The sequence below is a fragment of the Brevundimonas sp. DS20 genome (assembly GCF_001310255.1).
GTDB lineage: Bacteria > Pseudomonadota > Alphaproteobacteria > Caulobacterales > Caulobacteraceae > Brevundimonas > Brevundimonas aurantiaca.
The window spans coordinates 184,947-203,342 of record NZ_CP012897.1; the positions used below are offsets into that span (position 1 = coordinate 184,947).

Below are 18,396 nucleotides of genomic sequence, written 5' to 3' on the forward strand. Positions count from 1 at the left end.
TTCGCCCATGCTGATCCACCTGTCGTCCTGGCCCGAGATCGACGCCCGCATCGCCTCGGACCAGCCCCTGTCGAAGACGGTCGTGGTTCCCATCGGCTCCAACGAGCAGCACGGCCCGACGGGTCTGCTCGGCACCGACTGGCTGTGCCCCGAGATCATCGCCCATGAGGCCGAGCGCGCCGACGCCGCCCTGACGGTGGCTCCGACCTTCAACATCGGCATGGCCCAGCATCACCTGGCCTTCGCCGGGACCATCTCCCTGCGGCCTTCCACCTTCATGGCCGCCATCACCGACTGGGTCTCGTCGCTGAGCCGCCACGGGTTCGAGCGGATCTATTTCCTCAACGGCCACGGCGGGAACGTCGCCACCATCGAGGCGACCTTCTCGGAAATCTACGCCGAATGGAGCTTCATGGAGGAGGAGCCTCCGTTTGTTCTGAAGCTGAAGAACTGGTGGGACCTTCCGGGCGTCCAGGGCCTGTGCAACCAGATCTTCCCCACCGGCCACGGCATGCACGCCACCCCGTCCGAGATCGCCGTGACCCAGGCCGCCTATCCCGACCGGATCAAGACGGCCGACTACAGCCCCCAGATCGCGCCCAGCGGCCCGATCCGCGACGCCCTGGATTACCGCGCCCGCTTCCCCGACGGCCGCATCGGCTCCGACCCGGCCCAGGCCAGCCCCGAAAAGGGCCGCCGCATCATCGACCTGGCCGTCCCCGCCCTCTTGTCCGACGTCGCGGCCTTCGCCGCCGAGACGCGGCCCCAGGCCGTGTCGGGAGCCGGGTTCTGAGCCGCAGGGCCCGCGTCCCCGCCGCCGTCGCGCCGGCGGTGCTGGGCGCCGAACTGCTGAACGCCTCGGCCCAGGTGATCGCCGCCCGCACCGGGCGAATGGTTCAGGGGCTGACCGATCCGGCCGGCCAGGACCTGGCCGAGCTGTCGCTGATGACGACCGAGAAGACCGAGGCCCTGGCCGCCTCCGCCGCCGCCCTGTCGGTTCGCGCGGGCGCCGTGGGCGAACGCCTGGGCCAGGCGGCCCTGGACGAAGGGGCGCGGGCGATGCAGGCCGCGACCGAGATCGCCTGCGCCCTGACCCCCGCTGCGGCCGCCCAGGCCCAGTTCCGCTACGCCCTGGGCTGGTGGAGCCGCGCCGCCGGCCAGGCCCAGGCCCTGAGCGCCGAACTGACCCAGGCCCAGACCGCCGCCCTGACCCCCATCCACAAGACCGCCGTCGCCAACGCCAAACGGCTGAGGAAGCGGTAGGACCGCCGCACCGGCTCCTCCCCCTGCAGTGGGGAGGGGAAGCGCGCGCAGCGGGGTGGAGGGGCTCTCAACGCCTCACCGACGCCGGCCCGAGCCCCATCCCCGTCATCCAGGACCGGGCGCTGATCGGGCGCCGCGCCAGAACCTCACACTCGCAGCGGCCCGCGCGATCCCAAGTTAAAGCGCGATAATATCGGCGTGGTCGGCCGACAAAGCACTGTATATTGGCGCGCTCGAGCTATCCGTATTATTTGGCGGACTTTTCACGCGCCTCGACAAGGAGGCCGACTACATAGTCGATTATAAAAATGACTATAAAACCGATACTAAGCTGACCCGAATCCACAGGGATCAACTTAAATAAACTTAGCAGCACGGCGCCCGCGTACACGAAACATGCGATGCTGAACGTTTTTCTGAAAGCGCTCACTTCCCACCCCCGATCACCCGGCGGAGAGTCGACCCCTCCGCCCACTGACGCCAAGACCACCTCCCACCCCCGTCATGCTCGGGCCTGACCCGAAGACCGGGCGTCGGTCGGGCGGATGACGGGAGGAATGACGAGCGGCCGCCGTCAGGCGACCTCGACCACCTTCAGCCTGGGCTTTTTGGCCTTGCCGGGCTTGGCGGGGCGGACGGCCTTCTTGGCGGCCTTTTCGGCCTTCTTGGCTTCCTTCTCGGCCAGTTTCGCGGCCTTCTTGGCGGCCTTGGCCTCAGCCTTGGCGGCGTCGGGGGCGGCGTCGGCGGCGGCGGCCAGTTCGGCCAACTGGGTCAGGAAGGCGTCGCGCTGGCCCTTGGGCAGCAGGGCCATGATCCGTTTGTCGGCGGTCTCGACCAGGGGACGGGCGGCCTCCAGTCGGGCGGCGCCCTCCGGCGACAGACGAACCGCCTTGGCGCGGGCGTCCAGGGTCGAGCGTTCGCGCTCCAGGAGGCCCTTGGCGGTCATCCGCGTGACCAGATCGGCCAGGGTGGAGCGGTCGATGCCGGTCATCCGCACCAGCTCGGTCTGGGTCAGGCCCGCCTTCAGCGAGGCGGCCTCCAGGACCGCGAACTGACGCTGGGTCAGGCCGTCGGGGCCCATTTCCTCGGAATAGATGTCCAGCGCCAGCTGCAGCGCCCGGTGCATCAGATGGCTGGGCGAGGTTCCCAGCGGCCCGACCTTCCGCGCCGCCTTGCCAGACTTGACCATATCGACCGTCCCCCGAGTGTCTTTCGTCCGCATGCGTATCAGCGGGGCTTTACGATTTGACGCGAGAAGTATGTCGGTTACGCGACATTTTGTCTGTGAGCTCCCGTCATTCAGCCATCAGAGGCCCGTGTCCGGCGAGATCGGACCCGGCTCTTCGTCCTTGATCATATTCTTCATGATCAGCGGCACCTGGGACAGGCCGAACAGGGAGGCGGCGATCCACAGAACGCCCCGGAAACTGGTCCAGACGTCGTTGGGATTGGGCGTCTCACGCCCCAGGGCATGCCAGACGGCCGTGACGGCCTCAGGGCTGCGGAACACCTCGTTCAACAGGGCGACGGCCAGGAAATAGAGGCCGTAGCGCAGGGTCAAGGTGCGCCAGGCGGCGTCATTGACCCGGATGGCCGAGCCCAGCAGGGCCTTGAACGGATATTTCTTCAGCGGGATGGAGCCCAGCAGCACCACGGCCAGAAGCCCGTTCTGAACCGTCAGCTTCAGCTTCACGAACAGGTCGTCGTGGGTGAAGACGGTCAGGAGGCCGAACACCAGGGCGAAGAGGCCGGTGATCAGCGGCAGGGGGGCGAAGCGCCGCTCGACCGCATAGCCGACCCCCAGGGCCAGGGCCGAGGCGCCGACCAGGACCCAGGTCGCGAAGATCATGTCCCGCGTGGCGAAATAGCTGATCATGAAGGCGGCGAGCGCCCCGAAATCGACCAGCTGGCGTATCCACTGGCGGTTCTTCGTCTCGGGGGCGGGAGCGTCGGTCATTTCAGTCCTCCAGCCCCACCAGGGAGCGGGCGAAGGCGCGGGCGTCGAAGGGCTGTAGATCCTCCACCCCCTCCCCCACGCCGATCAGCATCAGGGGGGCGTCGGACGCCTGGGCCACGGGCACCAGCACCCCGCCGCGCGCCGTTCCGTCCAGCTTGGTCATCACCACCCCGGTGACGAAGGCGGTGCGGCCGAAGATCTGTTCCTGGGCCAGGGCGTTGCGGCCCACGGTGGCGTCCAGCACCAGAAGGGTGTCATGCGGGGCGTCCGGATCGACCTTCTTCAGCACCCGCACGATCTTCAGCAGTTCGTCCATCAGGGCCGACTTGTTCTGCAGCCGCCCGGCCGTGTCGATCAGGACCACGTCGAACCCCTCGGCCCGCGCCCTGGCATAGGCGTCGAAGGCCAGGCCCGCCGCATCGGCCCCGTCGCGGCGGCTTTCGAAATGGGCGCCGGCCCGTTCGGCCCAGACCTTCAGCTGTTCGCGGGCCGCGGCGCGGAAGGTGTCGCCGGCGACGATCATCACCTTGGCGCCCTTGGCCGTCAGATCGGCGGCGATCTTGCCCAGGGTCGTGGTCTTGCCCGAGCCGTTCACCCCGACGAACAGGACCACATAGGGTTTGGGGCCGGACAGGGGATCGAAGGTCGCCTGACGCGGCGCCAGTTCGGCGGCGACCGCCTCGGCCAGGGCCTCCTTGACCTCGCGTTCGGGGGCGTCCTTGCCGAACTTCAGGGAACGGAACCGCTCGACGATGCGGGCGGCGGCGGCGGGGCCCAGGTCGCTTTCCAGCAGATGCTCTTCCAGCTGCTCCAGCGAAGCCTCGGACAGGGGCTCCTTGACGAAGGCGGAGACGACCTGGTCGGTCATCTGTTTGGAGGAGCGGGAGAGCCCTTGCGACAGGCGCTGGAACCAGCCCTTTTTCGGCGTATCGGTCATGACAGGGCTTTAGCTCCCGCAAGCCCCGGCGTCACCCGCATTCGCGACGTCGGACGATCCGCCGCCTTGCCGAAGGGGCGGACGTCGGAAAAACAGTGTCCGATGTGTCCGATGTGTCCGATTGCCTCTCCCCTCCGTCGCTATTCGCATTATGCGCCGGTGGGGCGGGGCGAACGGTCGATTGGCTCCAGCAGCTGCAACCGATTGATATTGCAGAGGCGACGTCGCATCGGACCTGGGGATCTCCCGCGCCGGCTTGCGCCGCGCCGAGAGGGAGAGATATACGAAACATATTCGAATCATATCAGGGCCATCCCATGGGCATCGTCAATATCGAGGATGAGCTGCACGAACAGCTGCGGCGGGCCAGCAAGGCCTCCTATCGGTCGATCAACGCCCAGGCCGCCTTCTGGATCAGGCTGGGCATGTTGTGCGAAACCCATCCGGGGATGAGCTTTCAGGAACTGATGGCGCGCGAGCTGCGGGCGGCGGGGGTGGAGACGCCGGACCTGACGGACGCGGCGGCGTGACCAAGACCCCGGCCGAGATCGCCCTGATGGCCGAGGCGGGGCGGCGGCTGGCCCAGGTCTTCACCCATCTGGACGGCCTGCCCCTGGAGGGGATGAGCACCCTGGAGATCAACGACCGGGTCGAGGCCTTCATCGTCGATGAGCTGAAGGCGCGACCGGCCAGCAAGGGTCAGTACGGCTACGGCTTCGTGCTGAACAGTTCGCGAAACGCCGTGGTCTGCCACGGCGTGCCCTCGGCGGACGAGGTGCTGAAGGACGGGGACATCGTCAATCTGGACATAACGCTTGAGAAGGACGGCTTCATCGCCGATTCGTCTAAGACCTATCTGATCGGCTCGGTCGGGCCCCAGGCGCGCAGGCTGGTGCGCACCACCTATGAGGCCCTGTGGAAGGGGATCAGGGCCGTGCGGCCAGGCGCCCGGCTGGGCGACATCGGCTTCGCCATCGAACGCCACGCCAAGGCGGCCGGCTATTCGGTCGTGCGCGACTACTGCGGCCACGGCATCGGGCGCGAGATGCATGAAGAGCCCCAGGTGCTGCATTTCGGCCGGGCCGGGACCGGCCTGCCCCTGAAGGAAGGCATGGTCTTCACCATAGAGCCGATGCTGAACCAGGGCGTGCGCACGGTGCGGACCGAGGACGACGGCTGGACGGTGACGACGGCCGACGGCAAGCTGTCGGCCCAGTTCGAACATACGGTGGCGGTGACGGCGGACGGGGTGCGGGTGCTGACCCTGAGGCCGGACGAGGCGCGGTGAAGCCGTCTGAAATCCTCCCCCTCTGGGGGGAGGTGGATCGACGCGAAGCGGCGAGACGGAGGGGGCGTGAAGCGTCTGGCAGCGGTGCGGCGTCGCCCCCTCCACCGCCTACGGCGGTCCCCCTCCCCCAAGGGGGGGGGGGGGGAATGGGGCCGCCGAACCATTCCCGCCGTACGTCATTCCCCGCTATAGAGGTTCGGCCGGCGCGGGCCGGGTGATGCGGACGATGCGATGACCGAGAGCCACCCCTTTTTCTCGCCCAAGACCCACGGCTTCGTGCGGGTGGCGGCGGCGACGCCGGTCAGCCATGTGGGCGATCCGGTCGCGAACGCTCAGGCGCATCTGGCGCTGATCCGGCAGGCGGCGGACCAGGGCGTGGACCTGATGGTGTTTCCGGAGCTGTCGCTGTCGGCCTATGCGATCGACGACCTGCATATGCAGGCGGCCCTGCTGGACGAGGTGGAGCGGCAGGTCGCCGTCCTGGCCCAGGCGACCGGGGGGGCGACGGCCGAGCATGAGCTGATCGCCGTGGTCGGGGCGCCGCTGCGCCACGGGGACGCCCTGTTCAACTGCGCCGTGGTGATGGGCGGGGGCGAGGTGCTGGCCGTGGTCCCCAAGACCTATCTGCCCAACTATCGCGAATATTATGAGAAGCGCTGGTTCGCCCCGGCGACGGCGCGGACCGAGGATGTGATCCGGCTGAACGGCGAGACGGTGGATTTCGCGCCGGGCCTGGTCTTCGAGGCGACGAACCGGCCGGGCTTCGTCTTTGCGGTCGAGATCTGCGAGGACTATTGGGCGCCCCTGCCCCCCTCGACCCGGGCGGCCCTGGCGGGGGCGCGCATCCTGCTGAACCTGTCAGCCTCCAACATCGTCATCGGCAAGGCGGACGAGCGGGCCATGCTGAGCGCCAGCCATTCGGCCCGGACCCTGTCGGCCTATGTCTTCGCCGCCTCGGGCTGGGGCGAATCGACCACCGACCTGGCCTGGGACGGTCAGGCGACCATCCACGAGCTGGGGTCCAAACTGGCCGAGGGCGAACGGTTCGCCCTGGAGAACCATCTGACGATCGCCGATATCGACGTGGACCGGATCGGCCTGGACCGGCTGAGAAACGGCACCTTCGCCGACTGCGCCCGCAACGAGGGGGAGGCCGCGACCGTCGTCCCCTTCATGGCGCGCAATTCTCCCCCCTTGGGGGAGGGGGACCGCGAAGCGGTGGAGGGGGTTGGGGCGCCCCCCTCCGTCACGGCGCTGCGCGCCGCGCCACCTCCCCCAGGGGGGGAGGATTCGCGTTGATCCGGCCGCTGGACCGTTTCCCCTTCGTGCCGGACGATGCGGGGCGGCTGGATCAGGACTGCTACGAAGCCTTCAACATCCAGGTTCAGGGCCTGATGCGCCGAATGGCGGCGACCAAGGGCGAACGTCTGGTGATCGGCGTCTCGGGCGGGCTGGATTCGACCCAGGCCCTGCTGGTCGCCTGCCGCGCCTTCGACCGGCTGAACCTGCCGCGGTCGAACATACTGGGCTTCACCATGCCGGGTTTCGCGACCTCGGACGGGACCAAGTCCAATGCCTGGGCCCTGATGAAGGCGCTTGGGGTCACGGGGGCCGAGATCGACATCCGCCCGGCGGCCGAACAGATGTTCCGTGACATCGGCCACCCCTATGCGGCGGGCGAGCCGGTGCACGACATCACCTTCGAGAATGTTCAGGCGGGCTTGAGGACCGACTATCTGTTCCGCCTGGCCAACCAGAACCGGGCCTTTGTGCTGGGGACCGGCGACCTGTCGGAACTGGCCCTGGGCTGGGCCACCTATGGCGTCGGCGACCATATGAGCCACTATAACGTCAACGGCGGGGTGGCGAAGACCCTGATCCGCCATCTGATCCGCTGGGTCGCGGACCGCGAACTGGTCGGCGCCGAGGCGAGCCCGACGCTGCACGCCATTCTGAACACCGAGATCTCGCCCGAACTGGTTCCGGCCAAGGACGGGGCGATCCAGTCCACCGAGGGGACGGTCGGCCCCTATGCGCTGAACGACTTCTTCCTGTTCTACATCAGCCGCTTCGGCATGGCGCCGTCCAAGGTCGCCTTCCTGGCGCATCAGGCCTGGGGCGAGGCCGGCGCCGGACAGTGGCCCGCCAATACGCCCGACGATGAAAAGGTCGAGTACGACCTGGCCGCCATCAAGGCCTGGCTGCGGAAGTTCCTGATCCGTTTCTTCCAGACCGCCCAGTTCAAACGCTCGGCCCTGCCGAACGGGCCCAAGGTGGTGACGGGCGGCTCCTTGTCCCCGCGCGGCGACTGGCGCGCCCCGTCGGACGGCAATGCGCGGGTCTGGCTGGACGAGCTGGAGGCCAATGTGCCGGACTAACTGTTTCCTCCCCTCGATGTGGGGAGGAGGCATTGTGCAATAGCCATATCTTTAGCGTGGATATTTGGCGATCCCCTCGCTAGAAGCTTCGCCATGACCGAAGACGTGACCAAAGACTCCAACGGCAACATCCTGGCCGACGGCGACAACGTGACCCTGATCAAGGATTTGAAGGTCAAGGGCTCGGGCGGGGTGACGCTGAAGCGCGGCGCCCTGGTCAAGAACATCCGCCTGACCGGCGACCCCGACGAGATCGAGGCCAATGTCGAGAAGGTGCGCGGCCTGGTCCTGCGCACCGAGTTCGTGAAGAAGGCTTAAGGCCCCTCTTCCCAAACGGAACCTCAGCCGCCATCTAGCGGCCATGACCGACACCCTCGACGCCCCCGTCTCGACCGCCGCCCCCCAGGGTTCGGGCGGCAAGATTCCCGTCACCGTCCTGACCGGCTATCTCGGCGCGGGCAAGACCACCCTCTTGAACCGAATCCTGACCGAGGATCACGGCAAGCGTTACGCCGTCATCGTCAATGAATTCGGCGAGATCGGCATCGACAATGATCTGGTGGTCGGCGCTGACGAGGACGTGTTCGAGATGAACAACGGCTGCGTCTGCTGCACGGTGCGCGGCGACCTGATCCGGGTGGTCTCGGGCCTGATGAAGCGCCAGCGTCCCGGCAAGCCGGCCTTCGACGCCATCATCGTCGAGACCACGGGCCTGGCCGACCCCGGCCCGGTGGCCCAGACCTTCTTCGTCGACGAGGACGTCAAGGCCAAGACCCAGCTGGACAGCGTCACCACCCTGGTCGACGCCAAGCACGTGATGGCGCGGCTGGACGACTCCAAGGAGGCGCGCGAACAGGTGGCCTTCGCCGACCGGATCATCCTGAACAAGGTCGATCTGGCGACCCCGGAAGAGATGGAGGCGGTCGAGGCCCGTCTGCGGGCGCTGAACCCCCTGGCGCCCATCGTCCGGGCCGAACGGTCGAACGTGCCGCTGGATCAGGTGCTGGGCCTGGGCGCCTTCGACCTGGACCGGATCCTGGAGGTCAAGCCGGACTTCGTGAACCCGCCGCACGGCGCCGATGGCCATGTGCATGACGAACACTGCGGCCATGACCACCATCATCATGACCATGACCATGACCATGATCATCATGATCATGACCACAGCCACGGGGCGCGCGGTCACGCCCACCAGGACGACATCAAGGGGATTTCCCTGTCGCTGGACCGGCCGCTGGACGGCGCGAAGTTCACCGCCTGGCTGGACCGTCTGCTGGGCGAACAGGGCCAGAACATCCTGCGCGCCAAGGGCATCATCGACCTGAAGGGCGAAGACCGCCGCCTGGTCTTCCAGGCCGTCCACATGATCCTGGAGGGCGACCTGCAGCGCGAATGGGGCGAGGGCGAACGCCGCTGGAGCCGCGCCGTCTTCATCGGCCGCGATCTGGACGAGGCGGAGCTGAAGGCCGGGTTCGAGGCCTGCGCGGCCTGAACCGTCCGGCGGGCTTGCGTCGCCCGCGCGCCCCATGCCAACTGGCCGTTGTTTGGGGGCGGGACCGTTGGAACAGCACAGTCAGCCGAATCTGGCGATCGACCTGGGTTCGGGCGTGCGCGCCCTCGCCTCGGCCGATCCGGAGTCGTCGATCCTGACCCGCTTCTTCGAAGGCTATGACCGGGCCTTCGTCCTGCCGGACGAGCGCGAGGATTTGGCGGGTTTTCGCAAATGCCTGGCCCTGAACCGGACGCATCGCCGGGCGTTCGGCCGCACCCACTGCGAACTGGTTGCGGTGCTGGAGGACGAAGGCGGCGCGCGTCTGGGCGGGATCAACTTCCTGGCCACCGCCGTAAACCGGCCCTCGGCGCCGGACATCGCGGTCGCATTGAACTATGTCTATGTCGAGGAGGCGGCGCGGGGGCGCGGCCTGCTGCGCCTGGCGCTTTCGGCGGTTCGCCGACTGGCGACCCAGGCCCTGGACGCCGGTGCGAACGCCCAGACCGCCGTCTTCATCGAACAGAACGATCCCTTGCGCCTGACGCCGCAGGAGGCCGCCGCCGACACCCTGCGTTCGGGCCTGGATCAGGTGGATCGACTGGCGATCTGGGCGCGGATGGGAGCCGAGGTGGTGGACTTTCCCTATGTCCAGCCGGCCCTGTCGCCGGATCAGGACGATGAGGACGGGCTGATCTACGCCGCCGTCGACTATCCGGGCGAGGCGGTGGATGCGGGTCTGCTGCACGACCATCTGGAGAGCTTCTTCCGGATTTCGGTGCTGAAGGGCGAGGCCCCACCGCCGGGCGGAGCGGCCGAGCGCCAGATCGCCGACCTGGCCGCGCGCCGGGAGCCGGCGGCCCTGTTGCCGATGACCCCGGCCCTGGCGCGGCTGCGGTCCGGCCGGGGGACGGGGTTCGACAGTTTCCGGGACTTGGCGAGGGAGGCCGCAGGTCAATGACGGTGCGAGGCGGGCGGCCGGAGACGGACGACTATGAAGAGGCGCGCTCGGGCGCCCTGTATTGGACCCTGTCGCTCTATATCGGGCCGGATCGGGTGGCCGAGGCCCTGAATCTGGCGCCCGGAGAGCGGATCGAGCCGCCCGTCTTTCGCCGGACCCAGAGGAACCATCTGCCGTCCCTCGCCCTGGGCCACGCCATCGACCCCCTGATGAACGACATCGCCGATCGCGAAATCCGGGGCGAGTTGCAGGAGTTCCTGCTGTCCACGGCGGACGATGCGGGAATCAAGAACCTGGACGAGGCTGCGCTGGCCATCCGAAGCCATGAAGACCTGATCTTCAGCCTGCCCAAGTCCGTCTCCTGGACCACCGAGGGGGTGCGGTTTCACGCCCATCCGCCCGGAATGGACGATGACCGGCTGGTGCGGCTGCGCCGGTTCTGGCTGTCCCACAACGACGGCTCCCTGAGCTACCACCTCAGCTTCAGCCACTATTACGGCGGCGGCTATGTGGATGCGGAGGGTCGCCGGCGCTCGGGCTACGACCCCTCGACCTATTATTTCCTGTCCCTGCTGCAGAAGCTGGCCGCGCCCAAGGAATATGTGCTGGACCCGCAGCGCCTGAAGCCTGCCGAGGCCGATCCCCACCCCTTCCTGGACGTCTTCAGCGAGACCAAGCTGGACATCGGTCCTTTGGACGACATCAGGGTAAGGCGAGCGACCGGCCCTGAGGGCCAGGCCCCGACCCAGGCTGAGCCCCAGCGGTTCTGGCCGTTCGTCAGGACGGTGTTCGAGCGCGACGCCGTCCGCCTGTTCCCCCGTCTGGCGGCGGAACTCGATCCCTCCAAGCCGCCCAGGCCCGGTTTCGAAACCCGTCTGCTGGAACTGGCGCCCGTCATGGAGACGCCGGGGCTGAAGGCGCCCAAGTCGCGCTTCATGTTCATGCTGCACGACGAACGCTTCTTCGACCGGCTGATGCCGGTGGACGAGGCGACGAAGATCCCGGCACCGCGCAAGCGGATGGTGCAGCCGCTCTGTTACGACCCGTATCAGGACCGCATCCGCGCCCTGACCAAGCCCGTGAACGGCCGACCGCCCAAGGCGGTGCATCTGGGCGCCCCGCCCGCAGGGACCAAGGCCGGCGAAAGGGCTGATCCTGAGTTCTGGAACTGGGTCGAGCGCCGGGCGGACTATGAGGCCGCCTTGGAAGACGGGGTCTTCGTGCGTCGCAATCCGACGCCGGACCCGGCGCGCGGCGACGAAGGCCGGTGGCTGCCGATCTCGGACAGGGCGACGCCGCAGGCGCGGATGGCGGATTTCGTCGAGGCGATGCGGACCGGCCAGGCCGTCCAGATCAAGGCTTTTCGCAAGCCGGACGAAGCCGAGGCGCGCCCCCGGCTGGAGACGCCGATCGAGCATCACCTTCCCGCTTTCGAAATCGCGCGGGCGGACTGTCTGGACTATCTGTTCCTGGCGGGATTCAACCAGAACATCATAGACTTCATGAACCAGGACACCTCGGAGATCCTGGACAGCATCGACCCCATCTATCCCGACAGTTCCGAACAGAGCGACGAGCGGTTCTTCGTCCGCTACGCCAACCACCGGGCCATGATCACCTATGTGCCCAAGAGCCGCAGCCTGGAGATCGGCAACGACTATATCGGCGCCTGCCCCTACGCCTTCCTGATCCACGCCCTGGCCCTGCACAACGAGTTCCTGGCGCGGGAGCATGAGCAGAAGACCATGGCACGGATCGATCGGATCGAGGCCCTGGTGGACGAGCGCGCGCCCGCCGACGATCCCCGCATCCGCGCCCTGGCGGATCGGGAGCCGCTGGACGGCGAGGACCGGCTGAGCCAGGCGGAGTTCGCCATCAACCAGGCCAAGCTGGCCGAGTTCGCCCAGTACGAAAGGTTCAGACACGCCAATCCCTTCCGCTACGACACCGAGCGGGACGTGTTCAAAAAGCTGGAGGAGCTGCGGGGCGTCAGCCGCAAGAACAAGGCCCTGTCCCTGGCGATCCAGAGCCTGGAGGACCACGCCAGCGACCTGGCCCGCCGCCAGCAGAAGCGGGCGGATGCAGCCCAGGCGGCGGCCGAGCGCAAGCAGAAGGATGCGGAAGAGGCGGCGGCCAAACGCGGCCGTCATCTGAACTTCCTGCTCAGCATGACCGGCGTGTTCGGCGCGGGGCAGATGTTCTACTGGATCGGCGAGAAGGCGGCCGGCGGAGAAGGCAAGGACTCGGAGCCGGCGCGTCAGTTGTTCGGGCTTCTGCCCTCGGCCCCCTGGGCGGGAAACTTGATCCTGTCTTTAACAGAAGGGCTGATGACCGTCGCGCTCATCCTGTTCTTCGTTCACCTGGGACGATGGGGCTACGCCGTTTTCGCCAAAAAGGGCTGATCCCGGCAGCCTGAAACCCCCAGGCCTTGCGGAGCCGCCGATCCATCGACCGGTTCAGCGCCGCAAGGCTGTTGGAAGGCTCAGCGCCGGGCCTTCTTGCGCTGGCCCGCCTTGCCCTTGGGTCGCGACAGGCGCACGACCTTGCGCGCGTTCTCTTCCGCCGTGGTGCGCACGGTGGGGATGGAACGCGGGGCCAGGCCGTAGAGGGAGGCCATGGGGGCGTCCTCGACCGCGGCGATCTCATGCTCGCCATAGCCGTTGAAGCCGGTGGTCATGGCCACCCCATAGGCGCCCAGCATGCCGATCTCGATGAAGTCGCCTTCGCGGATGTCGGCCGGCAGCCAGAAGGGGCCGGGCATATGGTCGATCGAATCGCAGGTCGGGCCGTAGAACTGGAAGGCCTTCAGCTCGCCCGAGGCTTCGCCGTCCCGGACCAGCTTGGTCGGGAAGGGCCAGCGCGAGTGGGTGGCGTCGAACAGGGAGCCGTAGGAGCCGTCGTTCAGATACAGGGCGTCGCCCTTGCGCAGATCGACGCGGGCCAGGATCGATGAGGATTCGGCGACCAGGGCCCGGCCGGGCTCGCACCACAGTTCGGTGGTTTCCGACACCGGCATTTCGTTGAAGCCGCGATGGATGGCGTCGGCGTATTCGCTCATGTCCGGCGGGACCATGCCCGGATAAACCGAGGGGAAGCCGCCGCCGACATCGACGATGTCCACGATCACGCCCGCGCGGCTGATCGACCGGCCGACCTGGGCCATGGCGGCCTGATAGGCGGTCGGGCGCATGCATTGGCTGCCGACATGGAAGCTGACGCCCATCAGCCCGTTCTTGACCGCCTGGCGCGTGGCCAGGAGCAGGGCCGGGGCCTGATCGACCGGCACGCCGAACTTGCCCGACAGGGTGTAGGCGGCCCCGTCGGCCGAGACGGCCATGCGCACGATCAGATTCAGGTCGTCGGCGCCGCCGGTGGCGTCGAGGATCTTGTTCAACTCGTCCACGCAGTCGAGCGAGAAGGTCCGCACGCCGTGGTCGAAATAGGCCTTGGTGATGGCCGAGCGGCTCTTGACCGGGTGCATGAAGGCCAGGCGCGCGTCGGGGCTGACCGAACGGACCAGTTCGATCTCGGCGAGAGAGGCGACGTCGAAGCTGCGAACGCCGGATTCAACCAGGGTCTGGATGACCCAGGCGGACGGGTTCGCCTTCACCGCATAGAAGACGTCGGCTTTCAGATTATCCTGGAACCAGAGCGCCGCTACGGAAACCGAGCGCGGCCGCACGAGGGCGACGGGACGCTCAGGGGACCGCTCACGGACCAGGTCCAGGGGAAGTTGGTACGTGCGCAATTCACGTAACCCCCTGCTAATTGTTAAACCCAGACCGGCGTTAGCGGCGCAGCATCAGACCTACGGGGTCCGCCGGAAGGCGCGATATGGGGGCATTGGACTGTCATGTAAAGGGGTTTTTTCGTGACAGGACCTGGGTTCGAGGCCGAATTGACTGTCACAATTCCCTTTGACGGCGGTCAGCTGAACGGCGGTCAGGCAACCGCAGCGGTTCTGCGCCGTTGCCTCGGCTGGAGGGCGCAATGAATCGGTGGCTGTTCCTGTGGCGCAAATGGACGCGCCAACTGTGGGTCAAGGCGACCGTCTACGCCGGGGTGGGGGTGGCCGCCGCCCTGCTGGCCGCCGCCCTGGCCCCCTGGGTGCCCGACGACATGGCCGAACGGCTGGGCGGCGAGTCGGTCGAATCCATCCTGACCATCTTGGCCTCCAGCCTGCTGGGCGTGGCGACCTTCTCCGTCGGCGCCATGGTGACGGCCTATACGTCGGTCTCCACAGCCGCCAGCCCCCGGGTCGCCGCCCTGGTGACCTCCGACGACGAGACCCAGAAGGCTCTGGCCACCTTCGTCGGCGCCTTCCTCTACGCCATCGTCTCGGTGACGGCGATCAACGCCCATTATTACGGCCAGAACGGGCGGGCCATTCTGTTCCTGGTCAGCCTGGCCATGGTCGGGCTGGTGGCCTTTCGGCTGCTGGCCTGGATCAACCGTCTGTCCAGCCTGGCGCGGGTCGGCCATACGATCGACCTGGTGGAGGCGCGCGCGCTGAAGGCCCTGGAAACGCGGCGCGACGCCCCCTTCTTCGGCGGCCGGGAGGGCCGGCTAACCACGGGCGCCGAGATCGTCGCCCCCTGCACCGGCTACGTCCAGAACGTCGATCCCTCTCGGCTTCAGGCCATGGCCGAGGCGCGCGACTGTCAGGTGGAGATCGTCGCCCCTCCCGGCGCCTTCGTACGACGCGGCGCGGTGCTGGCGCGCATCAGCCTGGCGGCCTGCGACGAAGAGGCCCAGGCCGATTTCCGTTCGGCCTTCGCCCTGGGAGATTCGCGCTCCTTCGACCAGGATCCGCGGTTCGGACTGATCGTCCTGGGCGAGATCGCCGCCAAGGCCCTGTCGCCCGGCGTCAACGACCCCGGCACGGCCATTCAGGTGATCGGGACGGGGGTGCGGCTGCTGGACGTCTGGGTTCAGACGCCCGAAGACGACGGGCCCAGGCCGCCGCGCTGCGACCGACTGCTGGGGCCGGGGGTCGCGGCCGAAGAGCTGCTGGAAGACCTGTTCGGTCCGATCGCCCGTTATGGGGCGGGCGATCTGGCCGTGGCCGTGCGGCTGCAGAAAGGGCTGGCCGCGCTGGCGGCCACGCCGCGACTGGCCGGGCCGGTCGCCGTCCTGGCCCAGACGGCCGTGGAGCGATCGCGCGCCGCCCTGCCGATCGAGGCGGACATCCGACGGCTGGAGGCGGTCGCCCTGGCGCGCTGACAGGGCCGCTGCGACACCAGGTTGCAAGGCGGCGCGGACGACGGGGTCTGGACGAGATTGCGCCGGACGTGCGATTAAGACTTGCCCAAACGCCCCGGTCGCGTCATGCGGCGCCCGTTCGCCACAGCCTTCCCAGCGAGTTCATGAGTTCATCCGCAGCCGCCGCCCCAGGCCTGGTCCTGGCGCGTGACGTGTCGAAGACCTTCGGATCGCGAAAGGCGCTGGACGGCGTCTCGATCTCCGTCGCCTCGGGCGAGATGGTGGCCCTGATCGGTCCGTCGGGATCGGGCAAGTCCACGCTTCTGCGCTCCATCACCGGCCTTCAGTCCATCGACCCCGGCAAGGGGACGATCAGCGTCTTCGGCGAGACGGTGCAGAAGGACGGCCGCGTCACCGGCGCCGTGCGCCAGGCGCGCGCGCGGCTGGGCATGATCTTCCAGCAATTCAACCTGGTCGGCCGACTGACCCTGTTCTCCAACGTCATGCTGGGGGCGCTGGGCCGCCTGCCGACCTGGCAGGGCCTCTTGGGCCTGTGGCCCCAGGCCGACAAGGACCGGGCCATGGCCGCCCTGCACCGGGTCGGGGTCAGCGACTACGCCGGCCAGCGCGCCAACACGCTGTCGGGCGGTCAGCAGCAGCGCGGCGCCATCGCCCGCGCCATCGTCCAGGGCGCCAAGGCCATCCTGGCCGACGAGCCGGTCGCCTCGCTGGACCCGGTGTCGGCCCGCAAGGTGATGGAGCTGCTGGTCGAGCTGAATCGGCGCGACGGCATGGGGGTGATCGTCACCCTGCACCAGGTCGACTACGCCATCCGCTACTGCGACCGCGTCATCGCGTTGCAGGGCGGCAAGATCGTCTATGACGGTCCCGCCACGGGCCTGGACCACCAGCGCCTCATCGACATCTACGGTCCCGAATTCGAGGACGCGTTCTGGGAGACCAAGGCATGAGCCTGTCCCGCACATCTCTTTCCCGTCGTCTGTTCGCAGCGGCCGGCGCCGCGGTCCTGCTGCTGGGCGTCGCCTCGTGCGGCGGCGGCGAGGACAAGAAGGCGTCCGGCGCCATGCCGTCGGAACTGACCTTCTCCATCCTGTCGGCCGAAGGCCAGGCCTCGTCCGGCCCGCTGTGGCAGCCCCTGCTGGACGACATGTCCAAGGCGATCGGCGTTCCGGTGAAGCCCTTCTTCGCCGGCAACTACAATGTCCTGATCGAGGCCATGCGCTTCAACCAGACCCAGGTGGCCTGGTTCTCGGCCAAGCCGGCCCTGGAGGCCGTGGACCGCGCCCAGGGCGAGGTCATCGCCCGGATCGTCGATCCGGAAGGCCGCGACAGCTACACCTCGACCCTGATCGTGCGTAAGGGTTCGGGCATTACGCTGGACAAGGTTCTGGCCTGCGGCAAGCAGTACGACTTCGGCATCGGCGACGCCCAGTCGACCTCGGGCACCCTGGCCCCCCTGACCTTCCTGTTCAATCCGCGCGGCATCGTGCCGAACCAGTGTTTCAAGACCGTGCGCTCGGCCAGCCACCAGGCCAACGCCTTCGCCGTGGCCACGGGCGTGGTCGATGTCGCCACCTCCAACTCGGTCAACACCGTCTTCATGCGCCGCGAGAACCCGCAGCTGGCGTCGCAGATCGAGGACATCTGGGTCTCTCCGCCGATCCCGGAATCGGGCATCGTCATCCGCGAAGACCTGGACCCGGTGCTGAAGGAGAAGCTGCGCAGCTTCTTCCTGACCTACGGCCAGGGCCAGGGGCCTGAAGCCGACCGTCAACGTCAGGTGCTGGCGGGGCTGAACTATTCGATGTTCCGCGCCGCAGACGATTCCTATCTGGACCCGGTGCGGGAAATGGTCGCCGACCAGAAGCTGGCCGAGGCCAAGGCCAAGAACGACCAGGCCGCCGTAGCCGCCGCCGAACGCGAACTGGCCGCCCTGCGCGCCAAGCGCGAGGTCCAGCCTTGACCGACGCCGCCGCCGAGATTGCCGCCGCCGACAAGGCCGCCCGCGGCGGCCTGGCCCCGGACGCCGTTCCCGCCGCGCCGAAGAAGCCCCTGTCCTCAACCCTGTTCGACCTGATGCTGTGGGGCGGTCTGGCGATCATCCTGATCGCCAGCTTCGGCAAGGTGGACATGCAGAACATCGGCCGGCTCTTCTCGGGCTCGTCGAACATCTCGACCTATGGGGCGGATCTGCTGCGGCCCGACTGGGGCGCCATTTTTCCGCCCGGGGACTTCTGGACCGCCTTCACCCATGTCTTCACCCAGCCGACCGCCAGCCTGGCGGGTCAGATGTGGCTGACGGTGCAGATCGCCCTGTGGGGCACCTTCCTGGCCGTCTTCCTGGCCCTGCCGCTCAGCCTGATGGCGTCGCGCAACATAGCGCCCGGCTGGATGGTCTTCATCGTGCGCCGGGTCATGGACCTGCTGCGCTCGATCCCCGACCTGGTGATCGCCACCCTGTTCATCGTCGCCGTCGGCCTGGGCCCGCTGGCGGGGGTGCTGGCGCTTGCGCTGAACACCGGCGGCGTCCTGGCCAAGCTGTTTTCCGAAGCGGTCGAGTCGATCGACAAGGGGCCCGTCGAGGGGGTGCGCGCCACCGGCGCCGGCAAGCTGCATGAGATCGTCTGGGGCGTCTTCCCCCAGGTGGCGCCCCTGTGGACCTCCTTCGCCCTGTACCGGTTCGAATCCAACAGCCGGGCGGCCACGGTGCTGGGCCTGATCGGCGCGGGCGGCATCGGCCAGACCCTGTTCGAAAGCATCCAGGCCTTCGACTACAGCCGCGTCGCCGCCATCGCCATCGTCATCGTGGTCGCCGTGACCCTGATCGACACCCTGTCCCAGGTGATGCGCAAGCGCCTGCTGTAAGGCCCCGACCTCACGCTCATTGCCGGAAAAACCTT

The 18,396-nt window shown here is 67.8% G+C and carries 16 protein-coding genes and 1 pseudogene; 13 read left to right on the forward strand and 4 right to left on the reverse strand.

Annotated elements, in window-relative coordinates; genetic code table 11:
• Positions 1-7: 7 nt before the first annotated feature.
• Together JL11_RS00890 and JL11_RS00895 are read left to right on the forward strand one after the other, a co-directional pair.
• A complete protein-coding gene (locus JL11_RS00890) occupies positions 8-793 on the forward strand; it encodes a creatininase family protein (RefSeq protein WP_054764026.1) in 786 nt (261 codons plus the stop codon).
• A gap of 38 nt (positions 794-831) precedes the next feature.
• Positions 832-1,263, forward strand: a complete 432-nt coding sequence (locus JL11_RS00895) for a phasin (protein ID WP_224762259.1) — start codon at positions 832-834, stop codon at positions 1,261-1,263.
• Between the two features lie 574 nt (positions 1,264-1,837).
• Here the strand turns inward: JL11_RS00895 and JL11_RS00900 are convergent.
• The 3 genes from JL11_RS00900 to ftsY form a co-directional block, all read right to left on the reverse strand.
• Positions 1,838-2,452, reverse strand: a complete 615-nt coding sequence (locus tag JL11_RS00900; protein ID WP_054764027.1) for a MarR family winged helix-turn-helix transcriptional regulator — start codon at positions 2,450-2,452, stop codon at positions 1,838-1,840.
• Positions 2,453-2,569: 117 nt separating this feature from the next.
• Complete coding sequence (locus tag JL11_RS00905; protein ID WP_054764028.1) at positions 2,570-3,220, reverse strand: inner membrane-spanning protein YciB; 651 nt, start codon at positions 3,218-3,220, stop codon at positions 2,570-2,572.
• A gap of 1 nt (position 3,221) precedes the next feature.
• Positions 3,222-4,157 (reverse strand): signal recognition particle-docking protein FtsY, encoded by a 936-nt coding sequence (gene ftsY / locus JL11_RS00910; RefSeq protein ID WP_054764029.1) that lies wholly within the window; start codon positions 4,155-4,157, stop codon positions 3,222-3,224.
• A gap of 317 nt (positions 4,158-4,474) precedes the next feature.
• Between ftsY and JL11_RS00915 the strand changes: the two genes are divergently transcribed.
• From JL11_RS00915 to JL11_RS00945, 7 genes and pseudogenes are all read left to right on the forward strand, one after another.
• Positions 4,475-4,687, forward strand: a complete 213-nt coding sequence (locus JL11_RS00915) for a ParD-like family protein (RefSeq protein ID WP_054764030.1) — start codon at positions 4,475-4,477, stop codon at positions 4,685-4,687.
• Complete coding sequence (gene map, locus JL11_RS00920; protein WP_054764031.1) at positions 4,684-5,445, forward strand: type I methionyl aminopeptidase; 762 nt, start codon at positions 4,684-4,686, stop codon at positions 5,443-5,445. Before JL11_RS00915 ends, map begins: the two co-directional genes overlap by 4 nt.
• Before the next feature lie 231 nt (positions 5,446-5,676).
• Positions 5,677-7,823: pseudogene (locus JL11_RS18165) on the forward strand (NAD(+) synthase).
• A gap of 93 nt (positions 7,824-7,916) precedes the next feature.
• Positions 7,917-8,141 (forward strand): alkylphosphonate utilization protein, encoded by a 225-nt coding sequence (locus JL11_RS00930; protein ID WP_054764032.1) that lies wholly within the window; start codon positions 7,917-7,919, stop codon positions 8,139-8,141.
• A gap of 43 nt (positions 8,142-8,184) precedes the next feature.
• Positions 8,185-9,315 carry a CobW family GTP-binding protein gene (locus JL11_RS18120; RefSeq protein WP_054764033.1) on the forward strand — a complete coding sequence of 377 codons (1,131 nt, stop codon included), beginning with the start codon at positions 8,185-8,187 and terminating at the stop codon, positions 9,313-9,315.
• 67 nt (positions 9,316-9,382) lie between these two features.
• Positions 9,383-10,273: a hypothetical protein gene (locus JL11_RS00940; protein ID WP_054764034.1), complete on the forward strand. Its 891-nt coding sequence runs from the start codon at positions 9,383-9,385 to the stop codon at positions 10,271-10,273.
• Positions 10,270-12,675 carry a hypothetical protein gene (locus JL11_RS00945; protein ID WP_054764035.1) on the forward strand — a complete coding sequence of 802 codons (2,406 nt, stop codon included), beginning with the start codon at positions 10,270-10,272 and terminating at the stop codon, positions 12,673-12,675. The genes JL11_RS00940 and JL11_RS00945 overlap by 4 nt, the downstream gene beginning before the upstream one ends.
• Before the next feature lie 80 nt (positions 12,676-12,755).
• Here the strand turns inward: JL11_RS00945 and JL11_RS00950 are convergent, their stop codons facing one another.
• Entirely contained in the window at positions 12,756-14,021 is a 1,266-nt protein-coding gene (locus tag JL11_RS00950) for a type III PLP-dependent enzyme (protein ID WP_054764036.1), read from the reverse strand.
• A 242-nt stretch (positions 14,022-14,263) separates the two neighbouring features.
• On the opposite strand from JL11_RS00950, the gene JL11_RS00955 reads away from it, so the two are divergent.
• The 4 genes from JL11_RS00955 to phnE all read left to right on the forward strand — a co-directional run bounded on the left by JL11_RS00955 (position 14,264) and on the right by phnE (position 18,361).
• The gene (locus tag JL11_RS00955) at positions 14,264-15,496 is read left to right on the forward strand and encodes a DUF2254 domain-containing protein (RefSeq protein ID WP_054764037.1); all 1,233 of its coding nucleotides are present in this window, start codon (positions 14,264-14,266) and stop codon (positions 15,494-15,496) included.
• A 143-nt stretch (positions 15,497-15,639) separates the two neighbouring features.
• On the forward strand, positions 15,640-16,446 hold the full coding sequence (gene phnC, locus JL11_RS00960) for a phosphonate ABC transporter ATP-binding protein (protein WP_054764038.1): 807 nt from the start codon (positions 15,640-15,642) through the stop codon (positions 16,444-16,446).
• Complete coding sequence (phnD, locus tag JL11_RS00965; protein WP_054764039.1) at positions 16,443-17,459, forward strand: phosphate/phosphite/phosphonate ABC transporter substrate-binding protein; 1,017 nt, start codon at positions 16,443-16,445, stop codon at positions 17,457-17,459. The genes phnC and phnD overlap by 4 nt, the downstream gene beginning before the upstream one ends.
• Positions 17,456-18,361, forward strand: a complete 906-nt coding sequence (gene phnE / locus JL11_RS00970) for a phosphonate ABC transporter, permease protein PhnE (RefSeq protein WP_370513365.1) — start codon at positions 17,456-17,458, stop codon at positions 18,359-18,361. The genes phnD and phnE overlap by 4 nt, the downstream gene beginning before the upstream one ends.
• Positions 18,362-18,396: the final 35 nt, after the last annotated feature.

Bases quoted from the DNA above. Each gene is read 5' to 3' on its own strand.
- JL11_RS00900 (WP_054764027.1), bottom strand. From the start codon at position 2,452: ATGGTCAAGTCTGGCAAGGCGGCGCGGAAGGTCGGGCCGCTGGGAACC.
- ftsY (WP_054764029.1), bottom strand. From the start codon at position 4,157: ATGACCGATACGCCGAAAAAGGGCTGGTTCCAGCGCCTGTCGCAAGGG.
- JL11_RS00955 (WP_054764037.1), top strand. From the start codon at position 14,264: ATGAATCGGTGGCTGTTCCTGTGGCGCAAATGGACGCGCCAACTGTGG.
- phnC (WP_054764038.1), top strand. From the start codon at position 15,640: ATGAGTTCATCCGCAGCCGCCGCCCCAGGCCTGGTCCTGGCGCGTGAC.
- JL11_RS18120 (WP_054764033.1), top strand. From the start codon at position 8,185: ATGACCGACACCCTCGACGCCCCCGTCTCGACCGCCGCCCCCCAGGGT.
- phnD (WP_054764039.1), top strand. From the start codon at position 16,443: ATGAGCCTGTCCCGCACATCTCTTTCCCGTCGTCTGTTCGCAGCGGCC.
- JL11_RS00915 (WP_054764030.1), top strand. From the start codon at position 4,475: ATGGGCATCGTCAATATCGAGGATGAGCTGCACGAACAGCTGCGGCGG.
- JL11_RS00890 (WP_054764026.1), top strand. From the start codon at position 8: ATGCTGATCCACCTGTCGTCCTGGCCCGAGATCGACGCCCGCATCGCC.
- JL11_RS00945 (WP_054764035.1), top strand. From the start codon at position 10,270: ATGACGGTGCGAGGCGGGCGGCCGGAGACGGACGACTATGAAGAGGCG.
- JL11_RS00905 (WP_054764028.1), bottom strand. From the start codon at position 3,220: ATGACCGACGCTCCCGCCCCCGAGACGAAGAACCGCCAGTGGATACGC.
- JL11_RS00930 (WP_054764032.1), top strand. From the start codon at position 7,917: ATGACCGAAGACGTGACCAAAGACTCCAACGGCAACATCCTGGCCGAC.